This is a genomic window from Aeromonas sp. 30P (assembly GCF_051919805.1).
Taxonomy (GTDB): Bacteria; Pseudomonadota; Gammaproteobacteria; order Enterobacterales; family Aeromonadaceae; genus Aeromonas; species Aeromonas veronii.
Genome location: NZ_JBQBEA010000001.1, coordinates 642,470 through 668,553, shown reverse-complemented (window position 1 = coordinate 668,553; position 26,084 = coordinate 642,470). Strand labels below are relative to the sequence as shown.

Annotated in this window: 22 protein-coding genes and 1 pseudogene; 6 read left to right on the top strand and 17 right to left on the bottom strand. The window is 49.8% G+C overall.

Features of this window, described 5'->3' with window-relative positions:
- Positions 1 to 125 precede the first annotated feature (125 nt).
- The gene (locus ACTG2B_RS03270; protein ID WP_439996904.1) at positions 126 to 1,994 is read right to left on the bottom strand and encodes a potassium transporter Kup; all 1,869 of its coding nucleotides are present in this window, start codon (positions 1,992 to 1,994) and stop codon (positions 126 to 128) included.
- 678 nt (positions 1,995 to 2,672) lie between these two features.
- Here ACTG2B_RS03270 and ACTG2B_RS03265 point away from each other — a divergent pair.
- Together ACTG2B_RS03265 and ACTG2B_RS03260 are read left to right on the top strand one after the other, a co-directional pair.
- Positions 2,673 to 3,431 (top strand): flagellar motor protein, encoded by a 759-nt coding sequence (locus ACTG2B_RS03265; RefSeq protein WP_216961710.1) that lies wholly within the window; start codon positions 2,673 to 2,675, stop codon positions 3,429 to 3,431.
- A complete protein-coding gene (locus tag ACTG2B_RS03260) occupies positions 3,409 to 4,284 on the top strand; it encodes a flagellar motor protein MotB (RefSeq protein WP_439995191.1) in 876 nt (291 codons plus the stop codon). Before ACTG2B_RS03265 ends, ACTG2B_RS03260 begins: the two co-directional genes overlap by 23 nt.
- A gap of 344 nt (positions 4,285 to 4,628) precedes the next feature.
- Here ACTG2B_RS03260 and ACTG2B_RS03255 read toward each other — a convergent pair whose 3' ends face one another.
- The 10 genes and pseudogenes from ACTG2B_RS03255 to rppH form a co-directional block, all read right to left on the bottom strand.
- Complete coding sequence (locus ACTG2B_RS03255) at positions 4,629 to 5,939, bottom strand: hypothetical protein (RefSeq protein ID WP_439995190.1); 1,311 nt, start codon at positions 5,937 to 5,939, stop codon at positions 4,629 to 4,631.
- A 477-nt stretch (positions 5,940 to 6,416) separates the two neighbouring features.
- Complete coding sequence (locus tag ACTG2B_RS03250) at positions 6,417 to 7,250, bottom strand: thymidylate synthase (protein WP_087756501.1); 834 nt, start codon at positions 7,248 to 7,250, stop codon at positions 6,417 to 6,419.
- Positions 7,247 to 7,729: a hypothetical protein gene (locus ACTG2B_RS03245; protein WP_047437125.1), complete on the bottom strand. Its 483-nt coding sequence runs from the start codon at positions 7,727 to 7,729 to the stop codon at positions 7,247 to 7,249. Before ACTG2B_RS03245 ends, ACTG2B_RS03250 begins: the two co-directional genes overlap by 4 nt.
- Positions 7,726 to 9,741, bottom strand: coding sequence for a site-specific integrase (locus ACTG2B_RS03240; protein ID WP_113978388.1), 2,016 nt, complete (start codon positions 9,739 to 9,741; stop codon positions 7,726 to 7,728). Before ACTG2B_RS03240 ends, ACTG2B_RS03245 begins: the two co-directional genes overlap by 4 nt.
- Positions 9,738 to 12,209, bottom strand: coding sequence for a site-specific integrase (locus tag ACTG2B_RS03235; RefSeq protein ID WP_439995189.1), 2,472 nt, complete (start codon positions 12,207 to 12,209; stop codon positions 9,738 to 9,740). Before ACTG2B_RS03235 ends, ACTG2B_RS03240 begins: the two co-directional genes overlap by 4 nt.
- The gene (locus ACTG2B_RS03230; RefSeq protein WP_113978391.1) at positions 12,206 to 13,420 is read right to left on the bottom strand and encodes a tyrosine-type recombinase/integrase; all 1,215 of its coding nucleotides are present in this window, start codon (positions 13,418 to 13,420) and stop codon (positions 12,206 to 12,208) included. Before ACTG2B_RS03230 ends, ACTG2B_RS03235 begins: the two co-directional genes overlap by 4 nt.
- 101 nt (positions 13,421 to 13,521) lie before the next feature.
- Positions 13,522 to 14,073, bottom strand: a pseudogene (thyA, locus tag ACTG2B_RS03225) (thymidylate synthase); the annotation flags it as partial.
- Positions 14,073 to 14,897, bottom strand: a complete 825-nt coding sequence (gene lgt / locus ACTG2B_RS03220; RefSeq protein ID WP_031227775.1) for a prolipoprotein diacylglyceryl transferase — start codon at positions 14,895 to 14,897, stop codon at positions 14,073 to 14,075. The pseudogene thyA and the gene lgt, both read right to left, overlap by 1 nt.
- A 67-nt stretch (positions 14,898 to 14,964) precedes the next feature.
- Positions 14,965 to 17,244 carry a phosphoenolpyruvate--protein phosphotransferase gene (gene ptsP, locus ACTG2B_RS03215; RefSeq protein ID WP_005340422.1) on the bottom strand — a complete coding sequence of 760 codons (2,280 nt, stop codon included), beginning with the start codon at positions 17,242 to 17,244 and terminating at the stop codon, positions 14,965 to 14,967.
- A 14-nt stretch (positions 17,245 to 17,258) separates the two neighbouring features.
- A complete protein-coding gene (gene rppH, locus ACTG2B_RS03210) occupies positions 17,259 to 17,786 on the bottom strand; it encodes an RNA pyrophosphohydrolase (protein WP_005357996.1) in 528 nt (175 codons plus the stop codon).
- Between the two features lie 731 nt (positions 17,787 to 18,517).
- Here rppH and mutH point away from each other — a divergent pair.
- Together mutH and ACTG2B_RS03200 are read left to right on the top strand one after the other, a co-directional pair.
- Complete coding sequence (gene mutH, locus ACTG2B_RS03205) at positions 18,518 to 19,192, top strand: DNA mismatch repair endonuclease MutH (protein WP_042084339.1); 675 nt, start codon at positions 18,518 to 18,520, stop codon at positions 19,190 to 19,192.
- A gap of 80 nt (positions 19,193 to 19,272) precedes the next feature.
- Entirely contained in the window at positions 19,273 to 19,596 is a 324-nt protein-coding gene (locus tag ACTG2B_RS03200) for an isoamylase early set domain-containing protein (protein ID WP_005348910.1), read from the top strand.
- A 108-nt stretch (positions 19,597 to 19,704) separates the two neighbouring features.
- On the opposite strand, the gene rplS is transcribed toward ACTG2B_RS03200, so the two are convergent.
- The 5 genes from rplS to ffh all read right to left on the bottom strand — a co-directional run bounded on the left by rplS (position 19,705) and on the right by ffh (position 23,217).
- A complete protein-coding gene (rplS, locus tag ACTG2B_RS03195; protein WP_005313505.1) occupies positions 19,705 to 20,052 on the bottom strand; it encodes a 50S ribosomal protein L19 in 348 nt (115 codons plus the stop codon).
- A 32-nt stretch (positions 20,053 to 20,084) separates the two neighbouring features.
- Positions 20,085 to 20,834 (bottom strand): tRNA (guanosine(37)-N1)-methyltransferase TrmD, encoded by a 750-nt coding sequence (gene trmD, locus ACTG2B_RS03190; RefSeq protein WP_005340400.1) that lies wholly within the window; start codon positions 20,832 to 20,834, stop codon positions 20,085 to 20,087.
- 34 nt (positions 20,835 to 20,868) lie between these two features.
- On the bottom strand, positions 20,869 to 21,390 hold the full coding sequence (gene rimM / locus ACTG2B_RS03185) for a ribosome maturation factor RimM (protein WP_439995188.1): 522 nt from the start codon (positions 21,388 to 21,390) through the stop codon (positions 20,869 to 20,871).
- A 24-nt stretch (positions 21,391 to 21,414) separates the two neighbouring features.
- Positions 21,415 to 21,663 carry a 30S ribosomal protein S16 gene (rpsP, locus tag ACTG2B_RS03180; protein ID WP_005340392.1) on the bottom strand — a complete coding sequence of 83 codons (249 nt, stop codon included), beginning with the start codon at positions 21,661 to 21,663 and terminating at the stop codon, positions 21,415 to 21,417.
- 177 nt (positions 21,664 to 21,840) lie between these two features.
- Positions 21,841 to 23,217: a signal recognition particle protein gene (gene ffh / locus ACTG2B_RS03175; RefSeq protein WP_005357987.1), complete on the bottom strand. Its 1,377-nt coding sequence runs from the start codon at positions 23,215 to 23,217 to the stop codon at positions 21,841 to 21,843.
- Between the two features lie 202 nt (positions 23,218 to 23,419).
- Here ffh and ACTG2B_RS03170 point away from each other — a divergent pair, with 202 nt between their 5' ends.
- Together ACTG2B_RS03170 and ACTG2B_RS03165 are read left to right on the top strand one after the other, a co-directional pair.
- Positions 23,420 to 24,208, top strand: a complete 789-nt coding sequence (locus ACTG2B_RS03170; RefSeq protein ID WP_005340390.1) for a cytochrome C assembly family protein — start codon at positions 23,420 to 23,422, stop codon at positions 24,206 to 24,208.
- Between the two features lie 42 nt (positions 24,209 to 24,250).
- Positions 24,251 to 25,531: an HlyC/CorC family transporter gene (locus ACTG2B_RS03165; protein ID WP_439995187.1), complete on the top strand. Its 1,281-nt coding sequence runs from the start codon at positions 24,251 to 24,253 to the stop codon at positions 25,529 to 25,531.
- 40 nt (positions 25,532 to 25,571) lie between these two features.
- Here the strand turns inward: ACTG2B_RS03165 and ACTG2B_RS03160 are convergent, their stop codons facing one another.
- Complete coding sequence (locus ACTG2B_RS03160; protein ID WP_005340388.1) at positions 25,572 to 26,042, bottom strand: Rrf2 family transcriptional regulator; 471 nt, start codon at positions 26,040 to 26,042, stop codon at positions 25,572 to 25,574.
- Between the last annotated feature and the right edge of the window lie 42 nt (positions 26,043 to 26,084).

The following is a 26,084-nucleotide window of genomic DNA, read 5'->3' as shown; positions in this document are numbered from 1 at the left end:
AATAATAATTATCAATCGTATTTTAATCTTTTGGGGGAGTATCTGAGGAGTCAGTTAGATGCCCCTCTGCCCACGAGATGGCAAAGAGGCAGCTATCACACAGTAGTGTCATTGCATTGAAGAATTTAGATCTCCATTAAGACACCCAGTTCGACCACTCGGTTGGCAGGAATATGGAAGAAGTCTGTCGCTTTGAGGGAGTTGCGATTCATCCATACAAACAAGCCCTCGCGCCAGCGGGCCATGCCAGGGAGGTCTGTGCTGACCAGATTCTCGTGTGAGAGAAAGAAGGAGGTCTGGCTCATGGAGACTTTGAGGTCGTGCTGGGCGCAAGCTTGGAAAATTTCCTCCATGTCGGGGATCTCTTTGTAGCCAAAATTGGCGACTACTTGCCAAAATCCATCCCCAAGCTGTTTTAGTTGGATCCGTTCACTAAAGGCGAGCCAGGGTTCATCCTTGATATGAATCGTGAGAAAAATGATCCGTTCGTGCAGGATCTTGTTGTGCTTGAGATTGTGTAGCATGGCATGAGGCACAACCTGTTCGGAGCGCGATAGAAAGACGGCTGTGCCTGACACCCGAAGCGGTGGATGCTGGAGCATGTTGTCGACAAAACGAGTCAGAGCAAACGACTTGTTTTCCAGCTTGTCGAGCACCAGCTCACGCCCACGCTTCCAGGTGGTCATGATTACGATGGCGAGCAGGGCAAACAGGAGAGGGAGCCAGCCGCCAGCCAAAAACTTGGTGCTGTTGGCCGCAAAGAAGGTGAAGTCAACCAGTAGCAGTGGAGCGCCAACCAATACGATCAGCCAACGTGGCCACTTCCAACGGGTGGCGGCAACCATCATTAGCAACAGGGTGGTGAGTGCCATGGTGCCGGTCACGGCGATACCATAGGCCGCAGCCAGATTGCTGGAGCTTTTGAATCCGACGATCACGATGACGATCCCTGCCAGCAGCAACCAGTTCACTAGGGGCAAGTAGATCTGGCCGATCTCCCGTTCGGAGGTGTGGCGGATCTCCTGACGGGGCAGGTAGCCGAGCAGGATGGCCTGACGCACCACCGAATAGGTGCCGGAGATAACTGCTTGCGAAGCGATGACAGTCGCCATGGTTGCGAGCACCAACAGTGGCAGTGTGAACCAAGAGGGGGCGAGCAGATAGAAGGGATTCTCGATGGCTGCTGGATTACGCAGCAGCAGAGCCCCTTGGCCGAAGTAGTTGAGCAGTAGTGCTGGCATAACCAATGAACCCCAGGCCAGCCGAATGGCTCCACGACCAAAGTGCCCCATGTCTGCATAGAGCGCCTCAGTCCCTGTCACGCAGAGCACCACCGCCCCTAAGGTAATGAAGGCAATACCAGGGCGGTCAATAATGAAATCAATGGCATAGCGTGGGTTAATTGCCTGTAAGATCGTAGGATTTTGCATAATCTCTATTGTTCCCAGCAAGGCTAACACACTAAACCAGAGCAGCATGATTGGGCCAAACAACTTGCCTATACCCGCAGTACCATAATGTTGGGCACCAAAGAGGGTCACCAGCACGATCAGCGTGATGGGTAGTACGAAGGGGGCGAGATCCGGCGCGATCACTTGAAGCCCCTCGACGGCGGAGAGGACTGAAATGGCGGGGGTGATCACCGCATCCCCGACAAACATGCCCACCCCGATCAGCCCGAGTAACATGGCGATGGTGCGAGCCCGAGGTGAGAGACGGCGTGATGCCAACGAGGCGAGTGTCAGTACACCGCCTTCCCCCTTGTCATCGGCACTCAGTACCAACCATACGTATTTGAACGAAACCACCACCATGATGGTCCAAAAAAAGAGCGATATGAGGGATAGGATTTCGAGCGGGTCAGGTTGCAGGCCGATATGGCCAGCAAAGCACTCCTTTAGGGCATAGAGCGGGCTGGTTCCGAGATCGCCGTAAACGACACCCAGTGCGGCTAGAGTGATCCCGATTCGCCCTTGATGCGATTGTTGATTCATCATGAAATTCCATTTCAATTCAGAGTTTTAGCTATGATACGCAAGCGATAATAATAAGTGAATTGAATATGGTGTAACCGTCAGTTACGGAGCTACCGAGGATACTCGACGTTTTTTCCCAGAACGCTCCCACTTGTGCAAAACTACTGAGGAAGTGGTGATCTGATCACCACCATTCCCTTCAAATATGTTGCATGGGTTCGTCACCTCCCTTCATAACTAACTGGCCTCAATACATATAGCCTTTATCACCTTCTGGGTCGATGCAGTCGTCATGTATAACTGGTTTCACCTAGACCATCACGGGTTGCGGAGGCTGCGTCACCTCTGACCAGGTCATCTCTGCCTTCTTGATGCTCAAGAGAGTATCAACTTATCCCAGCGGGTGACCCAAGGGCTACTTGACCTCCCTTTTTGTTGGCAGCTCTCAGGTGAATACCATCTCCATACAAGTTACGTGTACATATCCTGGCAGTTCATCAAGAGGTAACCGTTCACTAGCAGGGGCTTGATGCACACAATACGGAGGGGATGATCGTCTTTTTCCTGTTAAGCCACTCTCGATGAACTGTTACCCCTTGCGAACGTTACAAATACCCATTAATTGCTCCGCGATTGGATATCATTTTGAAAAACTGATACTTAACTAGATTATCACCATACAGGGACGTGTAAAAAATGAGCTTGATTGGCTTGGTACTGGCGTTGATCGCCATCCTTGGCGGCAACATTATCGAGGGTGGTCACCCCAGTGCACTGCTCGATCTGCCCGCATTCCTTATCGTCATAGGCGGCACCATAGGTGCCGCGTTGACCCAATTCCCCTTCTCAGTTGTCGGAAAAACCGCCAAACGTTTCAAGTGGCTGCTGACTCCGCTTAAGCTCGACATGCATGAACAGGCCCAGTTATTGGAAACCCTTGCAGGTAATGCCCGCCGCAGCGGCATGCTGGCGCTGGAAGGGATGATCGACGAGATCAAGGATCCCTTCCTGAAGAAAGGGGTACAAATGATGGTCGATGGTTACGAAAAAACCAAGATACACGAGGTGCTGGAGAACGAGATCGAGTTCGAGCAGGAAGATCTCGAACAGACGGTCAAATTCTATGAAGCCATGGGCGGCTACTGCCCGACCATGGGGATCGTCGGAGCGGTATTTGGCCTGATCCACGCAATGGGTCTGCTTGATGCCCCCGACAAGCTGGGTGGTGCCATCGCGGTGGCCTTTATCGCCACCATCTACGGGGTATCCGCCGCCAACCTGATCTTCTTGCCGTTTGGCAACCGCTACAAAGGGTTTGCTCACCAGATCCGTCACTACAAAGAGATGACCCTGACTGGTATTCTCTGCATCGTGGATGGCGAGTCTCAGGCGCGCCTACAAGTTACCCTCGAACCTTATCTGGGAGGTCACGGTGGCCAAAAAGAAAAAGGCTGAAGCGCCGGAGAACCACGAACGCTGGCTGGTCTCCTATGCCGACTTCATGACGCTGCTGTTCGCCCTGTTTGTGGTGCTCTACTCCTTTGCCATGGCCAAGCAGTCCGAGACCCGAGAGCTAATCCAGGGCTTTATCGAGTCGCTGGGTAAAATCGGCCTCATTTCCCCTCCTGCTGGCTCACCTTTGATGCAGGGGGGCACAGGTATTCTCGAGCCGGAATCGAAAACTACCCCCAGCAGCCCGAAAAAAGAGACTGTACTGGAAAAAGATGCCCCCATGGCGGCATCGGATCCTTTTAACGAGACCATTGGGGCCTCGGAAAAACCGAGCGCCACCGAAGCCTGGCCCCACAAGACCAAGGAGCAGGAGTGGGTGCAGGTGACCAAGCAGAAGCTGGAGCAGCAACTCAAGGCCCAGATCGAATCGAAGGATCTGGAGGTTGAGCAACTCGGCAGCCAGCTGGTGATCCGCATCGGCGAGAAGGCGCTGTTCCCCGCTGATTCGGCGTTCCTGCAACCCCAGTTCATCCCGCTGATCAACAAGATCTCCGGCATTTTGGCCAACATTCCAGGCCAGGTGGTGGTCACTGGTCATACCGATAACTCCCAGGCACCAGTGGAGCTCTATCGCAACAACTGGGAGCTCTCTGTACTACGGGCCTCCTCAATCGTGCAGGCTATGCTGACCAATCCCCAGCTGGATGCCAGACGAGTCATTGCCCAGGGTGTTGCAGATACCCAACCCCGTTTTGCCAATGACACCCCCGAACATCGTCAGGCGAATCGTCGGGTCGATATCACCCTCTCTCAAGGCAAGGCCGCAGAAGAATCGCTGCAACTGCTCAAGCCCTAGCCATCCCACTCTCGAAACCGGAATGCTATGACAGGAGTAACAGTTCACGAGAGTGGGTTGACAGGAAAAATGTAGTGGTCAACTAAATCCGAACACGCTATTAAGCTGGCTATTGGCTTCTGCTGGCGGTGTTCATTCATCATGTGGATGCCGCTATTCCACATTAGCCCAACAGGTAGGAACATGGCCCCGCACAACTCTTGCTGTAGTCGTCATCGATACGATGAACTGGTTTGTTGTAACTGTGCATAGAAGGAGTTTTTGAGGTCAAGCAATGCCTGGTGTGCTGTCAGTTGATAACGGAATCTTGCGCGTTGCAGCAGTTTTAAAAAGACAATAATAGGTTATGGGATTTTGATAAAAGAACCGTATTTTCGTCTTAAATCATCAATATCTCTAATTACCTTGTTTTTCTTCTCTTCTAGACATTTTATATCTTTTGACCTTTCTTTTAGTAACTGCTCAAACATAACTTTAGCCTGCTCTCTTGATTTAATATCCACGATGCTTGCCAAGTCTTTGGATTTTTCTGTTAAGGCATCTTCTCGTGCTTGTAGTGAGATGAGGCTATCATTTAAATTTTTCTGTATTAGGTCTAAGGAAGCTGAACGCTTGCGTATTTCAACTTCATTAGCATCAAGCTGAGCCTCTTTGGCTTTAATAGTTCTATTTATATCATCAACGTGTGAATAAAATTCAGCCTTAAGTTCATCTAAATTAAGAAGGTCGTTCAATAAGTCTTGTTTTTTATCAATCTCCTCTTGCACATGATAAAGGCGTTCTTTTAATTCCATTTCAAAGCTTCTATATTGATCTTCCAGTAGGATTATTTTGTCCTCTATCTCTGAAATGGATGATTCTTTATCAATCCTTATTCTATCCCACTGTTCAAGAGTTGAACTTGCATTCCTTTCTGCATTCCGAGCCTGTTGAATCACTCTTTGCATATCGCTTAGTTCTGATTCGCGCGTATTTTTTATCGCTTCGAATTCTGCATTAAGCCTTTTAACCTCTGCATCATGCTTTGAACTCAAAGATGAATACTGATACTGTAAAGATAATAATTGTTGTCTATTATGGGAGTAAATCATTTCGGCGAAGTTGCCAACAGGAGCCACAGACACCCATTTTTTAGGGCATTTTTTAAGATAATCTCTAATCTCTTCTTTTGAGATTATCTCTCCTTTCACACGAAATCCACTAAGGTCAAGTTCAACGCAGGTTGCATTCACCCTCTTTAATTCTTTAACTTTCCCTCGTTCAAAAAAGTGCGTAACTGCAACTTCGATGAGAACCTTCTCTCCATCGATGAACCCAATTACATCTGGGATAACTCGGCCCTCATAAACCTCACATACCATCTCATCAAAAACTATGTTTTTATAGATTGGGTTTATAGTTCCAATCGGAAGTATCAACTGCCTATCCGTTGCTAAAATCTCTTTAGCTAGGATATGTATTTCGGTTTCTGGCTTCCAGGTACAGGAATTCTGCTCGATTGAATTAGGCTCATGAGAAAAATAATGGGCTTTAACTTGCCCTTTCATAGCCCAGACAGCGCCCTGACAACCGATGCATGTGCAATTGCATCCTTTGCCACTAACAACGTCTTTGACATCAACGATGTGGCCGTTGTCGTCAAGAGCACGAGTCATCAGGATTCTTGCCATATCTATCCAACCCATAAATGAATTATGTAATAGAACGCATCATTTTATTTAGTTCATTTAGATGCTTTCACTACATGAGTAACTACAACATTTTTATGAAAAATCATACAGTTACAGTTAATTACTTTGAACTTCATCAAGTTCCAATTGGATTTAGACATATGACGACTTCCCAGGTGAGCTCATTGGGCTTTAGAGGATGCGTAGGAGTTGGCTGACAACATGGGAGGATGGTGGAAGAGCAGGCCGTTACAGCATGTTGGAGACGGCTTGAAATTGGTTCCAATGGTAGTACGCACGAAAGTGGCGTAAACAAGACACCGATTTTAGGTCGGTGTCAGGTGATAACTAGATCTGTACATATAAACTTACTCACGTTACTTGGCGCTCTACTGAAAAGCATAAAAAGACAGCCTGCATGTTACAGGCTGTCCTTTAATCAGTATTGGTATAGAAGCTCGGTTAAATTGCTACTGGAGCCTTAATATGTGGATGCGGGTCATACCCAACAATCTCAAAGTCCTCAAACTTATAGTCGTATATTGAATCAGGTTTACGCAGAATTTTCAGCTCCGGCAACTTTCTAGGCTCACGAGATAGCTGTTCTTTAATCTGCTCAAAATGATTAGAATAAGCATGAACATCACCGAAAGAAATAATTATTTCATGTGGTGTAAGATCACACTGTTGTGCCAACATATGTGTTAATAATGCGAGGGAGCTTTGGTTGTAGGCATACCCCAAAAATATATCGCTACTGCGTAAAAATAATTGTGCAGACAATTTTCCATCGGCTACATAGAATTGATATAGCAGGTGGCAAGGAGGTAAAGCCATTTTACCATTACGAACGTTATCTTGCGGGCTTACTGACTCGTCTGGCAGATACTCAACATTCCAGCCATGGAATAGGATCCGCCTGCTATTCGGATTGTTTTTGAGGGCATTAACGACATAATCGATTTGGTTAATTGTACCACCATCTTTAGTCGGCCAAGCAGTCCACTGATTTCCATAAATTGGCCCCAGATCACCTGTTTCCGTTGCCCATTCATCCCAAATTTTTACGCCATTCTCATTTAGCCAATGAGTATTGGTGTCGCCACTTAAGAACCAAATTAACTCATTGGCAATACTCTTAAAATGGAGCTTTTTGGTTGTCAGTAGAGGGAAACCATCAGCGAGGTTATGTCGAATTTGACGCCCAAATACCGATTTTACACCGGTGCCAGTCCGGTCACCTTTAACCGTACCGCTATCCATAATATCTTGCAAAAGCTCCAAGTATGCTTTCATTTTTCATTCACCATATTTAATAAGTCTGTAATTCTTGCAATTTCAGCATTGGCTTTTTCTAGCTCAACTTGCAACTTATCAGCTTGAACCATATAGAAATCCCTTGATTTCGACATGGTAACAAACTGAACAGTCATAGACTCATATAACGACTTAAAATCGTTAGATTTACCATACCAATACTGAATTTCTTTTAAACACTTGCTAATATTTTCCTTGAGTTCAACCGTTGGGTCAACCTCTATGACATTGTTTCTTTTTTCCTCAAGCTCAGCCTTCCTGGCAGCTTTGATTGCAGCCACTCGCTCTAGAGGCCAGACTCGATTACGGATGGTGTTTCTGTGAACTGATGCAAGGTTTGCAAGGGATGATATTGAACACTTTATAGAGCGATCGTTCTGCATCTTGATTAACGCTTCATTGATGCTCTCAGTTACATCATTAAACTCTTTAGTATTCCTCTCATCATAGGCGGTCATTTAAACACCCCGAGATATTCCAGAACACCTTTAGCTTCATTAGCTGCTTCCACAGCCTGGCGATAATTAGTCTCTGATTCACCAAGACTCACTACTTTCATATTCTGCTCATAAACCTCACGCCACTTGGGCATATGTGCTTTTGTAATCACAGCTTGATGACAGCGATTAGGGTTACAGCGCAGGCTACCAATGCATGGGAGGCTTTGATCAAACTCTTCTACACGACCGCCATAGCACATACCAGTGCCTACATTGATAACTGCCATTCCCTGTTGGGCCATCGCCTCAAAGACCTCATCATTTGAATAGCCAGCAGCTTGATAGCCTTCAAAAAGCTTCCTTAGTCGTTTCTTATGAGCATCTGCATTCACACCCGCATATGTACCATTAGGGTCATACATTTCTTTTACGAGATGCACTTCTGCCTGGTGCCGAAGGTTGTTTTTTTCTGCTTTAATACCAGATAACATATCTCCGATATCACCATAACACATTGTGTCACTAGAAAAGCCCTTATTAGAGGCGGCACCGACTGACTGAACAAGATTACCGAAATGCTTTAGTTGATGCGAAATGAATGGGAGACCTAATTCTACTTTATACATTTGATATGCCAAAGTGTGGCGCATCATATATGGGAAGAAATCAATTGATTTTAACTCATCGTCAGTGAGTATTTCAGAAAAATAACTTTTAATTACTGTGCACACACCCTTCTTTAGTGTTTTTGGTTCCTGACTAAATTTAAGTGTTTCACTTTTACTATAAACAAACGGATTATTTCGAATTCTAGTCAGTACAGCTAAAGCTGCCATTGCATCTTCTACAGCTGGGATTGCAACCCAAAGGTCATCAAACAGCCTTCGTGAAGTTGAACGATGTTTATGAACGGTAGAACAAATACATGGAATATCAAAGGAACTTGTAAGCGGTTTATCTACACGAATCTCTACGAATTCACTTGGACGCATACCAGTGAACTGAGCAATAATGTAAATTGCTGCATCATGTACAAGCTTAGTGTAATTAAATATGTCTTCTGTGCCCTGCTCTGGGCGCTGAAGATTTGCGGCCCTGACATCACCAACCAGCTCTGTATTGAGCTTGCTTCTAACAAGTGCTATGTCTGGATTTTTTTTGTAAAGACGCACACCAATATAATACTCAATATCTGAATTACTTATATCAATTACTGATGGTGGCAAGTCATTTCTAAATAACTCAAGTTTGCTTTCAGCAATTTTATCTTTTATTGGCAACCCCATCTTATGCAGAAAGTCGCTGATCAAGCAGCTTGATATAGTCACAACTCTATCAAAGATTTCGTCAGGAATTACCTTTTCCCTATCATCTTCTTTTTTCTCAATTTGTGTAATGGATAGATGCTCTATTTTAGGTAAGAATGGAGGATGAGAGTAAAGAGCATTTACAATTCGGTCGTGTGAAAACCACTCAAAAACCTGTTCAATGTGGTAGACTGTTGATTCTGCCTTTTGATAGCCAACACTGAAAATTTTATAGTCTTGATAGGTAATATCAATTAAAGAGCTATATTTATCTCTACAGAATGCACTGCCATATTCTTCACCTGCTTTATTATAAAAGTAATCCATAAAATCTAACCATGACTTTACCATTGGTGTTATCGATTGCATGGAGAGAGGCTTGCCTTTACTTTTTCGTGAATTTCGAGACAGCTTTGGAAGCAATCTAATAAATATGATAGCAACTTTCATCTCTACGATTATAGATTCAGGGATACTTTCATATACTGAGAAGCTAATTATCAGCCTGCTTCTATCCATCGTTTTTGCAATTTTAACGTCTGCTGTATAGTCCCAAATATTATCTTTAAACAAGGATTTTGATGTCACAGGGAAATTTAGCAAATTGAGAATGCTTATATCGTCATTTTTACTAGCTTCATTTTTATTGTCCGTGTATATCTGAGCAAGTAGTTGCTGCAAGTTACTTTTAAAAAAAACATTATCAACATGCTCAATATTCATAGCGATACACCATCAATCAAGATTGTAGATTCAATATTTAATGATAGCCGTTTAGCAACTTCTAATTCTTTAGCTGAAAATTCAGATCGCTCACCTAATATAGACTCAAGGATATCTATATTATCCTGAATGACTTTCCCATGAGGAGTCAGCATCAACCTTGTATTACGGACAACCTGAATATAATCTCGATATAATGCGAATAAATCAGGAAGATGAGATCGGGTAATAATTACATTATTACAAGATAAGCACTTATTGAAGTTTGCACAAGCACTTCCACTCTTGTAGCTATTTAGGGACTTAATGAAATCAGGTGGATCAAAGATATTCTTGCAACCACCTAATGGGGTTTTGTAAATCACTTCTTGTAAATTTTTTACGCTAACATCATCACCATTAGGTCTATTTTTTAATTCGTAGCTGTTTTCATATATTTTGGTAAGTGCCGCATAAATTTTACTCCGAGACTGCTTATTAAAATCCATTCTGTCTAAATAAGCGAGAGTAACACCAATATTAGCATGCCCCATACTCATTTGAATTTCACGAAGGGGCACACCATTATCAATCAACTCAGAAATAAATGATGAACGAAAACGAGTAGCGACGACCTCAACCTCCTCTCCATTTTCATTTATCAAATCATGGGAAAAATCCTTTAAACAATTCCACATCTGCCTCATTGTTGGAGCTATAGGAGCATGCCACTCAGCATCATTGAATTTATTTTTAGCTGTGCTGTTACAAATAAAAAGTTTGTTCTTAACGTCATCACCAGCATTGACTCTAACGTGCTTAGTTATTGCTATAATGGTCTCAAAAATATCTTTTACAACTTTAGCTTGCCCCATGGACAACCAAGTGATGTCACAATTGAATATATCAAGGTGATATTCTTTTGCCCCTGTACTACGTTCTTTCCAATATCTAAGACATGGACGGTTTGTTGCATCATGTGAAACCACAAAATCATCAATTTCGAGGTCTATAATTGATGATGGGTTCATCCCTGTGACTTGGATCAGCTTAAGATAGAGAGGGATAAGCGCCTTCGCTGTTACTATACGCCCAGGTACATTCCATATATCCCATAATTCACTAATGTTCCCATTAAAAATCTTACGCATTTTTAGGCTGGTAAGAGCTCGTTTAAAAATGCTTCTTGGATCATCACTATGAGCATCTTTATATCCATCAAAATAAAATGGTATTGAGTCACACTCATGATCGAACCAACTTTTTAATGATTCTAAAGTAATATTATCACTGACAATAATACTCCTTTTTCCGCTAGCATTGATAAAATCATGACACTTGACTGATTTCACATATGGTGTAAGCCAAGAGTTTTTTAACTCTACAATCTGTCTATCCAATTTCACTTGGATTAAATTACGTTCTTCTGGAGTATATGGCGTATAAGCCATTGCTTTATTTGAAAATGAGCCAACATCAAAGCCAGATGCATATATGAAAGACCGCCCCTTAAACTCTTCAAAGGCTACGAGCCGCTGCAAAGTCAAATTTAAACAGCTGATGTATGTGTTTGCTTGTGAAGGAGATAGCGTCTTTCCAAGTAAAATATCTTCAATATACGATTTATAACGTAAGGATACATAATCATTGACGCATTCAGCCAGTGATGATGTATGATTTATATTATTCGCTTCCAGATACTTAACAAAGCTAGAATAAGTTGATAAATAATTTTGTATGGAGGACTTAGCCTTTACTCGTTTAGAAGCCAAAGCAAAAAGAGCCATCAGCGGGCTAGTGTTCTCCATGTGATTTAACGAATCAATACTATCTGTAAACCCTTCATACTTTCTAACAACATTGAAAATAGCACAAGCACTTTCACCCTCAACAAACTTTTTCCTTTGCTTGGCTTTATCTGTATATGATACGAATGATTTTTCATCGAAATGACCATGTGAAACGATCAATTTATACAACCATTTAAAAAATTCGGCATACTCTTCGCGAACTACATTATCTTCTCCAAGATTATGTATTGAAGTTGAAAAGCCACCAATGCCTAACTTTTTACAAATTGGCAACATTTCAAACGCACGAACTGATATCCGTCCATTTACCAATGGTATCTCAGCCAGCACATCTTCATGTTTTCTTATATATAATTTTGCTCGTTCCAACAATCTGATTTTATTACAAGTAATGCCATCATAGTTTGGCCTTATAACACCAGCATTGACAAATGCCTCATATACTTGCGTGAAATGGCGATTTTCATGCATTTGTTTTATAGTGCTAACTTCAACACTGGTCAATTTTGATAAAAACTCACATGACAGACTTACAACACCATCTTTTTTATTTACAAAAGGGATGTTCAATAAAAACTCGGGATCGAAAATTGCCATGATGATGGTAAGCTGCAATTTCCCCAAGTGCTTGTTGCAGTTCATGGCTTTTGCCAAAGCGGTCTCAGCTAAGCAACTCATTTTTTATCTACCAATTTGATACGAGTTTTTGTCGAATCTACAAGTAATTGCATTTTTTCAATGCGAGATTGTATTTCCCCATCCTTGTTAACAATAGAGTCATAAATATCATGTGGAATATTGGTATAACGCTCTGTGGTTTTAATAGATGTATGACCTAGAGATTTCTGGACGAATACAAGGCGATCTAAGAAGTCATGACCACGACCAGTATCCTGTAGAGTCAGATAGGCAAAGCTATGACGGAAAAGATGCGCATGGGCCTTTTTGGATAATGTTCCATTTTTTTCTGCACGTTTAGATATGCGAGTAATGAGAGCGGCGATGGACGCCTTAGTAAATGGGCGGCCTTCCGTGTTAAAGAAAATTGGAGCAGTGTTTTGATCTGCGTATAGACGCTGGTATCGCTTGTATAAGGGGCTTGAGTGATAGGCTTTCAGGCGATCAAGTGTTGGTTTGGTGATGACTGTGTGACGCTCCTTAACAGAGTCCTGCCGACCCTTCGAGCCATGTATGAGTAATGCTGCATAGCCTGCTTCTACAGCAGGTTTGTCAATGCCGTCAGTGATGTAAGAGCCACTCACAAAGTTCTGGGCCTCTTGTACATCGCCATACGTCACGCGAGGGAGTTCACTGATCCGGACACCAGAATCCAGAAGGAATTGCAGGAGGGTGCGTTCACGCTCGTATGGCGTACAGAACATGAGGTTCTGTACATCACGTACAGATACGGCCTGGACTTGCTTGTTGTTGGGCTTGCTAGTGATGGGGTCACTGGGGAAGGGGTTGTTTTCTATAGGATTCTTATGACGCGTCTTGTCTGTGAAGTAGTCATAAAACGCCCTAATCGTCATCTCTCGATTGGTGACTGTCGATGCCTCCAATTTAAGATCATCAATTTGGTAACGAACCCAGCTTTCAAGTAATGAGAGATGAACATTGAGTAACTTTTCATCTAACGACCACTCATCACTCATGCGGTCATCAATGTACTCAAGAAAGTACCTCATGTTACGGGAGTACGTAACAACGGTTTGCTCGGAGATGCGGCGGTGATTGGCTTCGTGAGACAACCACTCACTTGGATACTCAACCACTTTGAACTGCTTATCCAAGAACAAAACGCCATCAGCCTTCTGACCAGCCTCAATCTCTATTGAGTCGATCTGAGAGCTAACTATCGGTTCATTCTTCTGTATGACCACATGCATGACTCTGCTCCTAACATCGCTAGGAGCAGTCTAGACCTGCATTGTGCAAACAGCAAATGTTGACAATAAAATGTCTTTGTATTGACTCTTTACTATGCTGCTAGTTCGTATTGTGCAGAATTTGCTGTGTTGTCTAAAAGGAACACATCGCAACTGCGCTGGTAGAGCTGGCAGGATAGCTTGCCGTCCGCCACATAGAACTGGAAGAAGGCGTGGCAGGGAGCCAGCGCCATCTTGTCCAGTTCACCCACGTTCCAGGCGGATACGATGATGCGGCGCGAATCCGGGTTGTGCTTGATGTCATCCACCGCCTTCTGGATCTGGTCGATGACAGACCCGTCAGCGGCAGGCCAGGAGCGCCACTGCGCGCCGTAAACCGGCCCCAGATCGCCATTCTCGTCGGCCCACTCATCCCAGATGCTGACGCCGTTTTCCTTCAGATAGGCGGTATTGGTATCGCCATTGAGGAACCAGAGCAGCTCGTGAATGATGGAGCGCAGGTGGCACTTCTTGGTGGTCACCAGCGGGAACCCCTCCGCCAGATTGAAGCGCATCTGATGGCCGAACAGGGAGACAGTACCGGTGCCGGTACGGTCTGACTTGACGGTCCCCTCATCGAGGATTTTCTGCATCAGGTCGAGATAAGCTCGCATTATTTCGCCTCCTTCACGGCATTACCGAACAACTGCGGACGCTTGTAGGCGGCCCAGATCATCAGGGCACCGGCGATAATCATCGGGGTGGAGAGGATCTGGCCCATGCTGATCTCCTGGAAGTAGAGACCGAGCTGGCTGTCCGGCTGGCGCACAAACTCCACCAGGAAACGGAACAGGCCGTAGAACAGCAGGAACATGCCAGAGATTGCGCCGCGCGGCGGATTCTTGCGCCAGAACAGGTTGAGGATGATGAACAGCACCACCCCTTCCAGCGCGAACTGATAGAGCTGGGAGGGATGACGCGGCTCGGGGCCGGCTTCCGGGAAGATGATGGCCCAGGGCACATCGGTGACCCGGCCCCACAGTTCGCCGTTGAGGAAGTTGCCGATCCGGCCAACACCGAGACCAAACGGAATGAGCGGTGCCACAAAGTCGGCCACGGTGAAGAAGTGGCGCTTGGTCTTGTGGGCAAACCAGATCATCGCGGTGATCACCCCGATCAGCCCACCGTGGAACGACATACCGCCGGTCCAAATCTTGAACAGATAGGTGGGATCCGCGAGGAAGAGATCGAAGTTGTAGAACAGCACGTAACCGACACGGCCACCGAGGATCACCCCGAGGAAACCGTAGAACAGCAGATCCGACACCTCGTTGCGGGTCCAGCCGCTGTTCGGCGCATCGGCGCGACGGCCAGCCAGCCACATGGCAAACGCAAAACCGAACAGGTACATGAGACCATACCAGCGTACCGATAGTGGTCCCAAACTGAATGCTACGGGATCAATCTGCGAGAAAACCCAATATCCATCGTGCTGCATATGCGGCCCCAGTCAAAATAAAAGCCGCATTTTCCGATCATTCGTCAGCAGGGACAAGGCATGATTATCAATCACTCTGTTTCGATTTATGACCGGCTCGCAGCAAACCGCCCAAACCATGCTCCTCCAGATAGCGGGCAAACAGGCCGCGCAGTACGTGGGGGTTGTCATGTTTGAGGCCATCGGCCATCAGTTCGGTCAACTCGCTCAGGGTGGATTGACGCAGCACGTACTTAATCCGGGCGATGTTGTGGGTATTCATACTGAAGCGGCGATAGCCCATGGCAAGCAGCAGCAATACACCGACCGGATCACCGGCCAGCTCGCCACAGACCGACACCGGCTTCTGGTAGCGATGGGAAGCATCAACCAGCTGTTGCAAGGCGCGGATCACGGCAGGATGGAAGGCATCATAGATGTTGGCAACCCGGGAATTGTTGCGATCTACCGCCAGCAGGTATTGGGTCAGGTCGTTACTGCCCACCGACCAGAAATCGATGAGCGGCGCCATCTCCGGCAAGATAAAGAGTGCTGAGGGCACCTCGATCATCACCCCGAGGCTGGGGTAGCGGATCACCGCATCGCGGCTCGCCGCCTCTTCCGACACTTCCCGCCACGCCTGATCCAGCAGACGACGGGAGGCTTTGATTTCGCTGACGCTGCTGATCATCGGCAGCATGATGGCCAGATTGTCCAGCCCTTCGCTGGCCCTCAGCATCGCCTTGAGCTGCACCAGAAACAGTTCGGGGTGATCCAGGGTGATCCGGATCCCCCGCCAACCAAGGAAGGGGTTTTCCTCGACGATGGGGAAATAGGGTAACGGCTTGTCACCGCCCACATCCAGCGTCCGCATGCAGACCGGCCGGTTGCGGTAGGTCTCCAGAATGCCGCGATAGCGGGCAGTCTGCTCCCACTCGGAGGGGAAGCTCTCCTGCAGCATAAAGGGGATCTCGGTGCGATAGAGACCCACCCCGTCCGCCAGCTGGTTGAGGGAGATCTCGGTATCGGCACTGAGGCCGGCGTTGAGCAGCAGGGAGACCTTGGTGCCATCGGCGGTTTCGGATGGCAGGTTATCGACGCTGCGCACCAGGGTATCGAGCGCCCGCTCTTCGCTCAGCAGCTGACGATACTCAGTCAGAATCACCTGATTGGGTTCGATGAAGAGATCACCGCTGTAACCATCGACAACCAGCATGCGACCGCCGATGTCGCCGAGGGGCAGATCGACCCCCATGATGGCGGCGACCCCCATGGCGCGGGCCAGAATGGCGGCGTGGGAGTTGGTTCCCCCCTTGAGCGAGACCACCCCGGTCAGATACTCGCGGGGCACTTCTGCCAGAATGGTGGCGGTCACCTCATCGGCAACCAGCACCACCGGCTCGCCGATGGAGATATGTTCCGGTTCATTCTGCACCAGTCGGCTGATCAGCCGCTGGGCAATATCCTTCACGTCGGTGGAGCGCTCCTGCAAGTAGGGATCCTTCATCCCCTTGAACTGCTCGATCAAGCGATCGCTGATGAGCTTGACCGCAGAGACCGCAGTCCAGTGCTCCTTGCTCACCTTGTTGCGAATCGGCTTGATGTAGCCGGGATCGTTCAGCAGATGGAGATAGATATCGAAGATCGCCACCGAATCCTGGCTGTAGCTCTCGCGAAAACGCAGCGCCAGACTCTCCAAGTCGTGCCGCACTTCCTCAACCGCCAGCTCCAGCCGCGCCAGCTGGCTGGCATGGTCTTCATCCTTGCGCGGGGTAATGGACGAGAGCGCCTTGCGGGGCCGCCACACCCAGGCCTTGGCCATGGCGATGCCGCTGGCACCGGCAATACCGCGCAGCGGCTTGCTCCAGTCGGTCTTCTGCAACCACCCCTTGGCCTGCGCCTGGGCGATCCGCGCCGCCAGCTGGGCCGCCAGGGTGACCATGAAGGACTCTTCCCCCTCATCGAAGCGGCGACTCTCCTTCTGCTGCACCACCAGAATGCCGACCACCTGACGCTGATGCATGATGGGTGCGCCGAGGAAGGAGCGGAACGCCTCTTCGGCAACATCGGGCAGGAATTTGAAACTGGGATGCGCGGGGGCATCAGCCAGGTTGATCAGCTCTTCCCGCTGACCCACCAGACCGACGATGCCCTGCTCGTAGGGCAGGGTCACCTTGCCGACCGCGGACGGGGCCAAGCCGTCGGTAGCCGCCAGGCGATAGCGGCGTACCTCGGGTTCCGAGACATAGACGGAGCAGCAGTCCACTGCCATGGCGTGCCGGGTCTGGCTCACCAATGCTTGCAAGGCCTGCTCGAGGGTATTGGCCTCGGCCATGCTCTCGACGATACGTCTCAGTTCCGTTAACAACTAATCTGTGCTCCTTAACGGGCGCGGTTGCGCCGCCCATCCTTCTTGTTGACCTGCACTACCGGCACTGGCATCGCCAGCGGGGCAAACTCTTTCATGACCCGGCGGTAAACCTCCCGCTTGAACGAGACGACCTGACGCACCGGGTACCAGAAGCTGACCCAACGCCAGTCGTCAAATTCGGGATGGCCATGACAGCCGAACTGGATCCGCGACTCCTTGCCCGAATTCAGCTGTAACAGGAACCATTTTTGTTTTTGGCCAATACAGACCGGTGAACTGTCCCAGCGGACAAGACGTTTGGGTAAACGGTACTTTAGCCAGTTACGACTGGTGGCCATGATGGTCACATCTTCGGGCTTGAGGCCAATCTCCTCATACAGCTCTCGATACATGGCCTGCTCTGGCGTTTCACCATCATCAACCCCCCCCTGCGGAAACTGCCAGGAGTGCTGCCCATAGCGTTTAGCCCACAACACTTGTCCTTCACGGTTACAGATCACGATACCGACATTGGGACGAAATCCGTCGCCATCAATCACGCGATCACCTTATAAAGGCTGAATCTATAAGGAGATTGTTCCACATTCACTCCGTGGCAGCAAACAAGGAGTGAATCCCCTGTTTCATGAATAACTTTCAATTTCAAACATACTTATAAACAAATCCAAGGATCCGCTCCCCCAAGTTGCCCACCCAGGCTGTGCATAAAGCTGTTAGCAAACGGGTATATACAGTACTTTTTAACTGTACGCGAAAAGTGCCTCTCCGTATCACCACGCGACATGAAATATAAAAAATTTATTTTTTATAAGCTTGAGATAAAACAACTGGATCTAGATCCATGTTCCCCCAAGAGTCAGATCCATGATCCGGATTGTGAACAAGTTCAACTGCTCAAAGATCCACCGCGGCGAAATTATCCACAGGAGTGGCACAATATCTACCCCGTTTACCCTGTAAAAATGGGGTGGCATTCACAATTTTTTGTAACATATCAGCGACTCCACCCACTTTCATCCACTTATCCAAGATTTCTGTGGATAACTGTGTGTAACATCATGCACAAACCCTTGGACAACTATTTCGAGGTCAAACCAGACCTGGCTTACTGCTCGATAAAACAGACAAAACCCTTTAAAATCATAACGATGAACTGATAGCCCCCAAATTCTCTGCATTTGATCTTATCCACTCAGGATCGGTTATAAAAACAGCGATCCTTCTCGGGATCCTCCCCTGTTAGAATATGGCGAGCAAGATGGAGCCAACTATGCCAAGCAATCCCCAATCCGAGCAGGAGTTATTGAGCCGCGCCTATGCCATGGCCGGCTTCACGCTGGCGCAGCTGGCCGCCGAGGCTGGTGTCGCAGTGCCCAAAGACCTGCGCCGTGACAAGGGGTGGGTCGGTCAGTTGATCGAGCTGCAACTGGGGGCCAGCGCAGGGAGCAAGCCGGAGCAGGACTTCCCGGAGCTGGGGATCGAACTCAAGACGATCCCCGTGGATCCTCAAGGCAAACCGCTGGAGACCACCTTCGTCTGCGTTGCGCCGCTGATCGGCGTCAGCGGTCAGCGCTGGGAGGAGTCCAACGTGCGCAACAAGCTCTCCCGGGTGCTCTGGATCCCGGTGGAAGGCAGCCGCGAGATCCCGGTTGGCGAGCGGCGGGTCGGCATGCCGCTGATGTGGAGCCCGAATGAAGAGGAAGATCGGCTACTGCGTCAGGACTGGGAGGAGCTGATGGACATGATAGTGCTGGGAGAAGTGGAGCAGATCAGCGCACGCCACGGCCAGGTGATGCAACTGCGGCCCAAGGCGGCCAACAACAAGGCGCTGACTCGCGCTATCGGCCGCGATGGTCAACCCATAATGACCCTGCCCCGCGGCTTCTATCTCAAGATCGACTTCACCCACAGTCTGCTGCAACGCTATTTTGCCTTGCCGACTTGATCTGCCTTATCAACATCTTTGTCATATGGTGGTATAAAAATAGACAGGAGCCATTTTTAACTCACAGACAAGGAGGCGTCATGCCACTGATCAAACAGTTTTTGAAGTCCAAGCCCGAGGTCAAGGTGACCTTTGCCGTAGAGAAAGAGGCAGCTGCTGGGGCAGAACAGGTGATGCTGATCGGCGAGTTCACCCAGTGGCAACCGGTCGAGCTGAAACGCATGAAGAGCGGCGAGTTCAAAGCCACCCTCAATCTGCCGACCGACGGCCCGGGGTACTTCGAATATTGCTACCAGCTCATCACACCGGCAGGGGAAACCCTCTACGAGAATGACTGGGCAGCGGATGACTATGTGCCAGGCCCCTTCGGGCGAGACAACTCGGTAGTTCGGGTCATCCAGTAACGGCAACCAGAGAGCCAATAGACGGATACAAAAAAGGCTCGCCATTGGCGAGCCTTTTCACTACCTGTCGAGCGTTTCGCCGACATACCGACACCAATTCGAATCGAATTAGTTGAGCTTCTCTTTGATACGAGCAGCTTTGCCGGACAGGTTGCGCAGGTAGTACAGTTTGGCGCGGCGAACATCACCACGACGCTTCAGTTCTACACTGTGGATCAGCGGAGAGTGAGTCTGGAATACACGCTCAACACCTTCGCCGTTGGAGATCTTGCGAACGGTGAAAGCAGAGTGCAGACCGCGGTTACGCTTGGCAATAACGATGCCTTCGAAAGCCTGCAGACGCTCTTTACCACCTTCTTTAACACGAACTTGAACACGTACAGTGTCGCCCTGGGCAAAAGCCGGGATGTCGGTACGCAGTTGCTCTTGTTCAAGCTGCTGAATAATCTTGCTCATTGTCTTTCCTTACCTAGGATAAACTGAAAACTCTACTTAACGCTGTCACGCACTTCGCGGACATACTCGGCAAGAAGTGATTCTTGCTCGTCAGTCAGAGCTAGGTTGTTAATAAGTTCCGGCCTTCTTTGCCAGGTTCGTCCGAGCGACTGCTTGAGACGCCAGCGTCGAATCACTTCGTGATTGCCGCTTGTCAGCGCCTCGGGCACCGCCAATCCATCCAACACCTCCGGCCGAGTATAGTGGGGATGATCCAGCAAGCCATCCGTAAAGGAGTCTTGCTCGGCACTGGCCTGATCGCCTAAAACCCCGGGGACCAGACGCGAAACCGCATCGATCAGGGTCATGGCAGGCAACTCGCCACCACTTAACACGTAATCCCCGATAGACCACTCTTCGTCGACTTCGGTTTGTATCACGCGTTCATCGATACCTTCGTATCGACCGGCTACCAGAATCAGTTTCTGATTCGTCGCCAACTCGGTTACGCCCGCTTGAGTCAGCTTGCGTCCCTGAGGAGAGAGATAGATGACTTTCGCCCCGTCTCCCGCCGCTTGCTTGGCTGCATGAATCGCGTCACGCAGCGGCTGAACCATCATTAACATGCCGGGCCCACCACCATAAGGACGATCATCGACCGTACGGTGTTTATCGTGGGTAAACTCCCGAGGGTTCCAGCACTCAATCTGCAGCAGGCCACTCTTGACGGCCCGACCCGTTACCCCGTGCTCGGTAATGGCTCGGAACATTTCAGGGAAGAGGCTAATGACCCCAATCCACATAAGAAACCTCCGGCACCCGTGTTAGCGCGGGAAACTAGAAACCAGGATCCCAATCAACTTCGATTGTTCGAGCAGTCAGATCAATATTCTTGATCACCTGCACTTCCAGGAACGGAATCAACCGCTCCTTTGCACCAAAGGCATCTTTTACATTGGCCTCAACCACCAACACATCGTTGGAGCCGGTTTCCATCAATTCGGTCACCTTGCCCAGGTCGTATCCCTTGGTGGTCACCACGGAGCAACCAATCAGGTCACGCCAATAGAACTCACCTTCAGGCAACGCAGGCAACAGATCGGCGGGTACGCCAATCTCGACATTGGTCAATGCCAGGGCATCTTCGCGCACATCGATACCATCGAGTTTGCAGATCAGACCCTTGTTGTGACGTTTCCAGGATGAAACCCGAATTTCACGCCACGCCCCGTTCTGATTAATCAGCCAGGGGTTGTAATCGAAAATCGCTTCGGCAACATCGGTGAAGGAGTTCACTTTAAGCCAGCCCTTGATGCCATAAACGGTACCCAGGGTGCCCAGAACTACAGGTTTTTCCACCTTAACTCCTTACCGTTGGGCTGATTAAGCAGCTTTTTTAGCGTCTTTGATCAGCTTGGCAACGCGGTCAGAAACAGCGGCACCAGTAGCAACCCAATGCTCGATACGAGCCAGGTCCAGGTTCAGCTTTTCAGCTTGACCAGCAGCAACCGGGTTGAAGAAACCAACGCGCTCGATGAAGCGACCGTCACGGGCGCAACGGCTGTCAGAAACTACTACCTGGTAGAACGGACGCTTTTTCGCGCCACCACGTTGTAAACGAATGGTTACCATATCGTCCTCATTAACATCTAATGAACAAGGCCCGCAAACACGCGGACCCTAGCTTAAAATAAGCCGCGTAATTCTACTTGGATTCGTAATAATTGCAACCAAGCCAGCCATTTTTTGCGCAGAGCAGCAATGAAAAGGGGCCTGCCGCTGCAGACCCCCATCAACACCCAGGCCGGATCAGAACGGGCCGCGACCGCCACCGAAACCGGGGGGCATCATGTTCTTCATCTGGCTCATCATCTTACGCATGCCGCCCTTGCCGGACATTTTCTTCATCATGCGCTGCATCTCGGTGAACTGCTTGAGCAGCTTGTTCACATCCTGCACCTGCATGCCGGAACCTGCGGCGATACGGCGTTTGCGGGAACCCTTGATGAGATCGGGGTGGGCGCGCTCCTTGGGCGTCATGGAGCTGATGATCGCCTCCATTCGCACGGTGAGCTTGTCATCCATCTGATCTTTCACGTTATCCGGCAGACCGGACATGCCGGGCAGCTTGTCGAGCATCCCCATCATGCCGCCCATGTTGCGCATCTGGGCCAGCTGCTCGCGAAAATCTTCCAGATCGAAGCCTTTGCCGCTCTTGACCTTGCTGGCCAGCTTGGCCGCTTTCTCTTTATCGACGTTGCGCTCGACTTCCTCGATCAGAGAGAGCACATCGCCCATACCGAGGATACGGGAGGCGAGACGATCCGGGTGGAACGGCTCCAGCGCATCGGTCTTTTCACCCATACCGATAAACTTGACCGGCTTGCCGGTGATGTGACGTACCGACAGCGCGGCACCACCACGGGCATCGCCATCCGCCTTGGTGAGGATCACGCCAGTGAGCGGCAGCGCTTCGTTGAACGCCTTGGCGGTGTTGGCGGCATCCTGACCGGTCATGGCATCGACCACGAACAGGGTCTCGACCGGCTTGATGGTGGCATGCAGATCCTGGATCTCGGCCATCATCTCGCTATCAACGTGCAGACGACCGGCAGTATCGACGATCACCACGTCATAGAATTTCTTGCGCGCCTGATCGATGGCTGCGGTGGCGATATCGACCGGCTTCTGGCTGGCATCGCTCGGGAAGAAGTCGACACCGATGTCATTGGCCAAGGTTTCCAGCTGTTTGATCGCCGCCGGACGATAAACGTCAGCACTGACCACCAGCACCTTCTTCTTGCTGCGCTCTTTGAGCAGCTTGGCCAGTTTGCCAACCGTGGTTGTCTTACCGGCCCCCTGCAGACCGGCCATCAGGATGATCGCTGGCGGCTGGGCAGCCAGGTTGAGCTGTTCGTTGGCCTCCCCCATCACGGTGACCAGTTCACCGTGCACAATCTTGATGAATGCCTGGCCCGGGCTCAGGGATTTGGCCACTTCCTGCCCGACTGCGCGCTCTTTGACACGCGCCACGAAATCACGCACGACCGGCAGGGCGACATCCGCCTCGAGCAGCGCCATGCGGACTTCGCGCAGGGTTTCCTTGATATTGTCTTCGGTCAGGCGACCACGGCCACTGACATTGCGCAAGGTGCGCGAGAGTCGTTCAGTCAAATTCTCAAACATGACGGATTCCGGTTCTTGGCGTAATAAATTGGGGGCATTATAACCCAGAGCGGGCGCGAGGACGATTATTCACCGCACCGCAGCAGCAGGGACCTTCTCCCTATATATGGGCAGATCGGCCGTTGCACAACTGGCGAGCACTTCTCGTGCAAGGTATACTGCCCCTCTTACCCTCAAAAGCTTGTGCAACAACGACCTGGTTATGATCGTAATCTCTGTTCTGGCCCTGGCGTTTTATCTGCTGGCCATCATCGCCTCCCTGCATCTGTTACTGAGCGCCAAGCCGGTGGGACAGCGCTCCCTGTTTGCCTGTATCGGATTGGCCCTGATCGCCCACGCCAGCGCCCTCGGTTCAGAGGTATTGCAGAGTTACGGCCAGAACCTGAGCATGCTCAACGTTGCCTCGCTGGTCAGCCTCATCATCAGTTGCTTCATGACCTGCGTAACCCGCCGCTTCAACGGCTGGATCCTGCTGCCGGTGGTCTACAGCTTCTCGGCCCTGTTGCTGGCTGCCAGCGCCTTGATCCCTGGTCGCTACATAACCCATCTGGAGGCCCATCCCCAGCTGTTGCTGCACATCGGCCTCGCCCTGATGGCCTACTCGGTATTGATGATCGCCTGTCTGTTTGCGCTGCAGCTCGCCTGTCTGGACAAACAGCTTAAATCTCGAAAAATCAGCAACCTGCCAGCCATGCCGCCACTGATGACGGTGGAAAAACGGCTGTTCCAGTTGATCTCTGCGGGGGTGCTGCTGCTGACACTCTCCATCGCCTCCGGCCTCTTCTTCCTCGAAGATATGTTCGCCCAGGGCAAATCCCACAAGGCAGTGCTATCCATCCTGGCATGGTGTGTCTACGTTCTGCTGCTGTGGGGTCATCACACCTATGGCTGGCGCGGCCGTAAAGTCATCACACTCAGTCTGATCGGCAGCTTCATCCTGACTCTTGCCTACTTTGGCAGCCGCTTCGTCAAAGAAGTGCTGTTGAGCTGACATCTATACTCTTTTAGCCATACCATCCAACAGGAGCCCTTTTTGGACAGCATCTCAACGAGTACATTTCTGATTGTTCTCGTTATCTTGATCCTTCTTTCCGCCTTTTTCTCCAGTGCCGAAACCGGCCTGATGTCCATCAACCGCTACAAACTGCGGCATCTGGCACAGACCAAACACAAAGCCGCACGTCGCGTCGAGCAACTGCTCGCCCGCCCCGATCGCCTGTTGGGACTGATCCTGATCGGCAACAATCTGGTCAATATCCTCGCCTCCGCCATCGCCACCATCGTCTGTATCCGGCTGTTTGGTGATCTCGGGGTCGCCATCGCCACCTTCGGCCTGACTCTGGTGGTGCTGGTATTCGGTGAAGTGACGCCAAAGACCCTGGCAGCCATGTTTCCGGAGAAGATCGCCTATCCCGCCTCCTGGATCCTCAAGGGGCTGATGGTGCCGCTCTCGCCGCTGGTCTGGCTGATCAACGGCATCACCAGCGGCCTGCTCAAGATGCTGAAGATCAATCCCAACAAGGATGACTCCCTCAACACCGAGGAGCTGCGCACCATAGTCAATGAGGCGGGTAACCTGATCCCCCAGCGTCATCAGGAGATGCTGTTGAGCATTCTGGATCTCGACAAGATGCTGGTCGAGGACATCATGGTGCCGCGCAGCGATATCTACGCCATCGACATCAACGATGACTGGAAGAGCATCCAGCGCCAGCTGGCCCACTGCGCTCACACCAAGATCCTCCTCTATCGTGACAATATCGACGACGTTGTCGGATTTTTACACGCGCGCGATGCCCTGCGGCTGGTAGCCAGGGATCAGTTCAACAAATCGAGCCTGTTGCGGGAAGTGGACGAGATCTACTTCATTCCGGAAGGAACGCCGCTCAACGTGCAGCTGGCCAAATTCCAGCGCAACAAGGAGCGAATTGGCCTGATCGTCGACGAATACGGCGACATTCAGGGGCTAATCACTCTGGACGATATTCTGGAAGAGATCGTGGGCGACTTTACCACCTCCATGACGCCTGCGCCGAGCGACGAGATCCACCCCCAGTCAGATGGTTCTTATCTGGTCGAAGGCTCAGCCAATATTCGTGAGCTGAACAAGGAGATGAACTGGCACCTGCCCATCGACGGCCCGCGTACCCTCAACGGTCTGATCCTCGAATATCTGGAAGAGATCCCCCAGCCCAACATCGGGATCCGGCTGGCCGGTTATCCTATCGAGATCCTCGATGTGGAGAACAACATGGTGAAGATGGCGCGGATTATGCCTGCATCGTACCGGGCTGAGTCGGATTCGCAAGATTGAAAAAGGGCTGCCAGTGGCAGCCCTTTTCTATTGCTCATCGTCATTGCTCATCTTCATCATCCGGCTCCAGCACCAGCGTCGGGATCAACTCGCCAAACACCCGTTGCAACTCGTCGCGGTTGGCCAGCAGGTCTTGCAGCGTATAGCTGTCCATCACCGCCAGAAACGCATCCATCGCTTCTTTCAGCGCACTCTTGAGCAGACAGACAGAGACGATGTGACAAGCGGGCGAACCGCAGTCAATGCCGTCCAGATTGCCTTCCAGCGCCCGGATCACCTGCCCGATATTGATGGTGGCGGGATCGCAAGCCATACGAATACCGCCATTCTTGCCACGCTGGGATTGCAGATAGCCCAGCTTCACCAGCTGATTGACCACCTTCACCATGTGGTTGCGGGAAACGCCATACAGGGCCGATACCTTGGCAACGCTCGACAACTCCCCTTCCGGCAGGGTGGCAAGATAGAGCAGGGCTCTCAATCCGAAATCTGTATAACTGGTTAGTCTCATAAAACCTGATTAGCGCGATGCGAAAAGTGGAGTATTGATTCA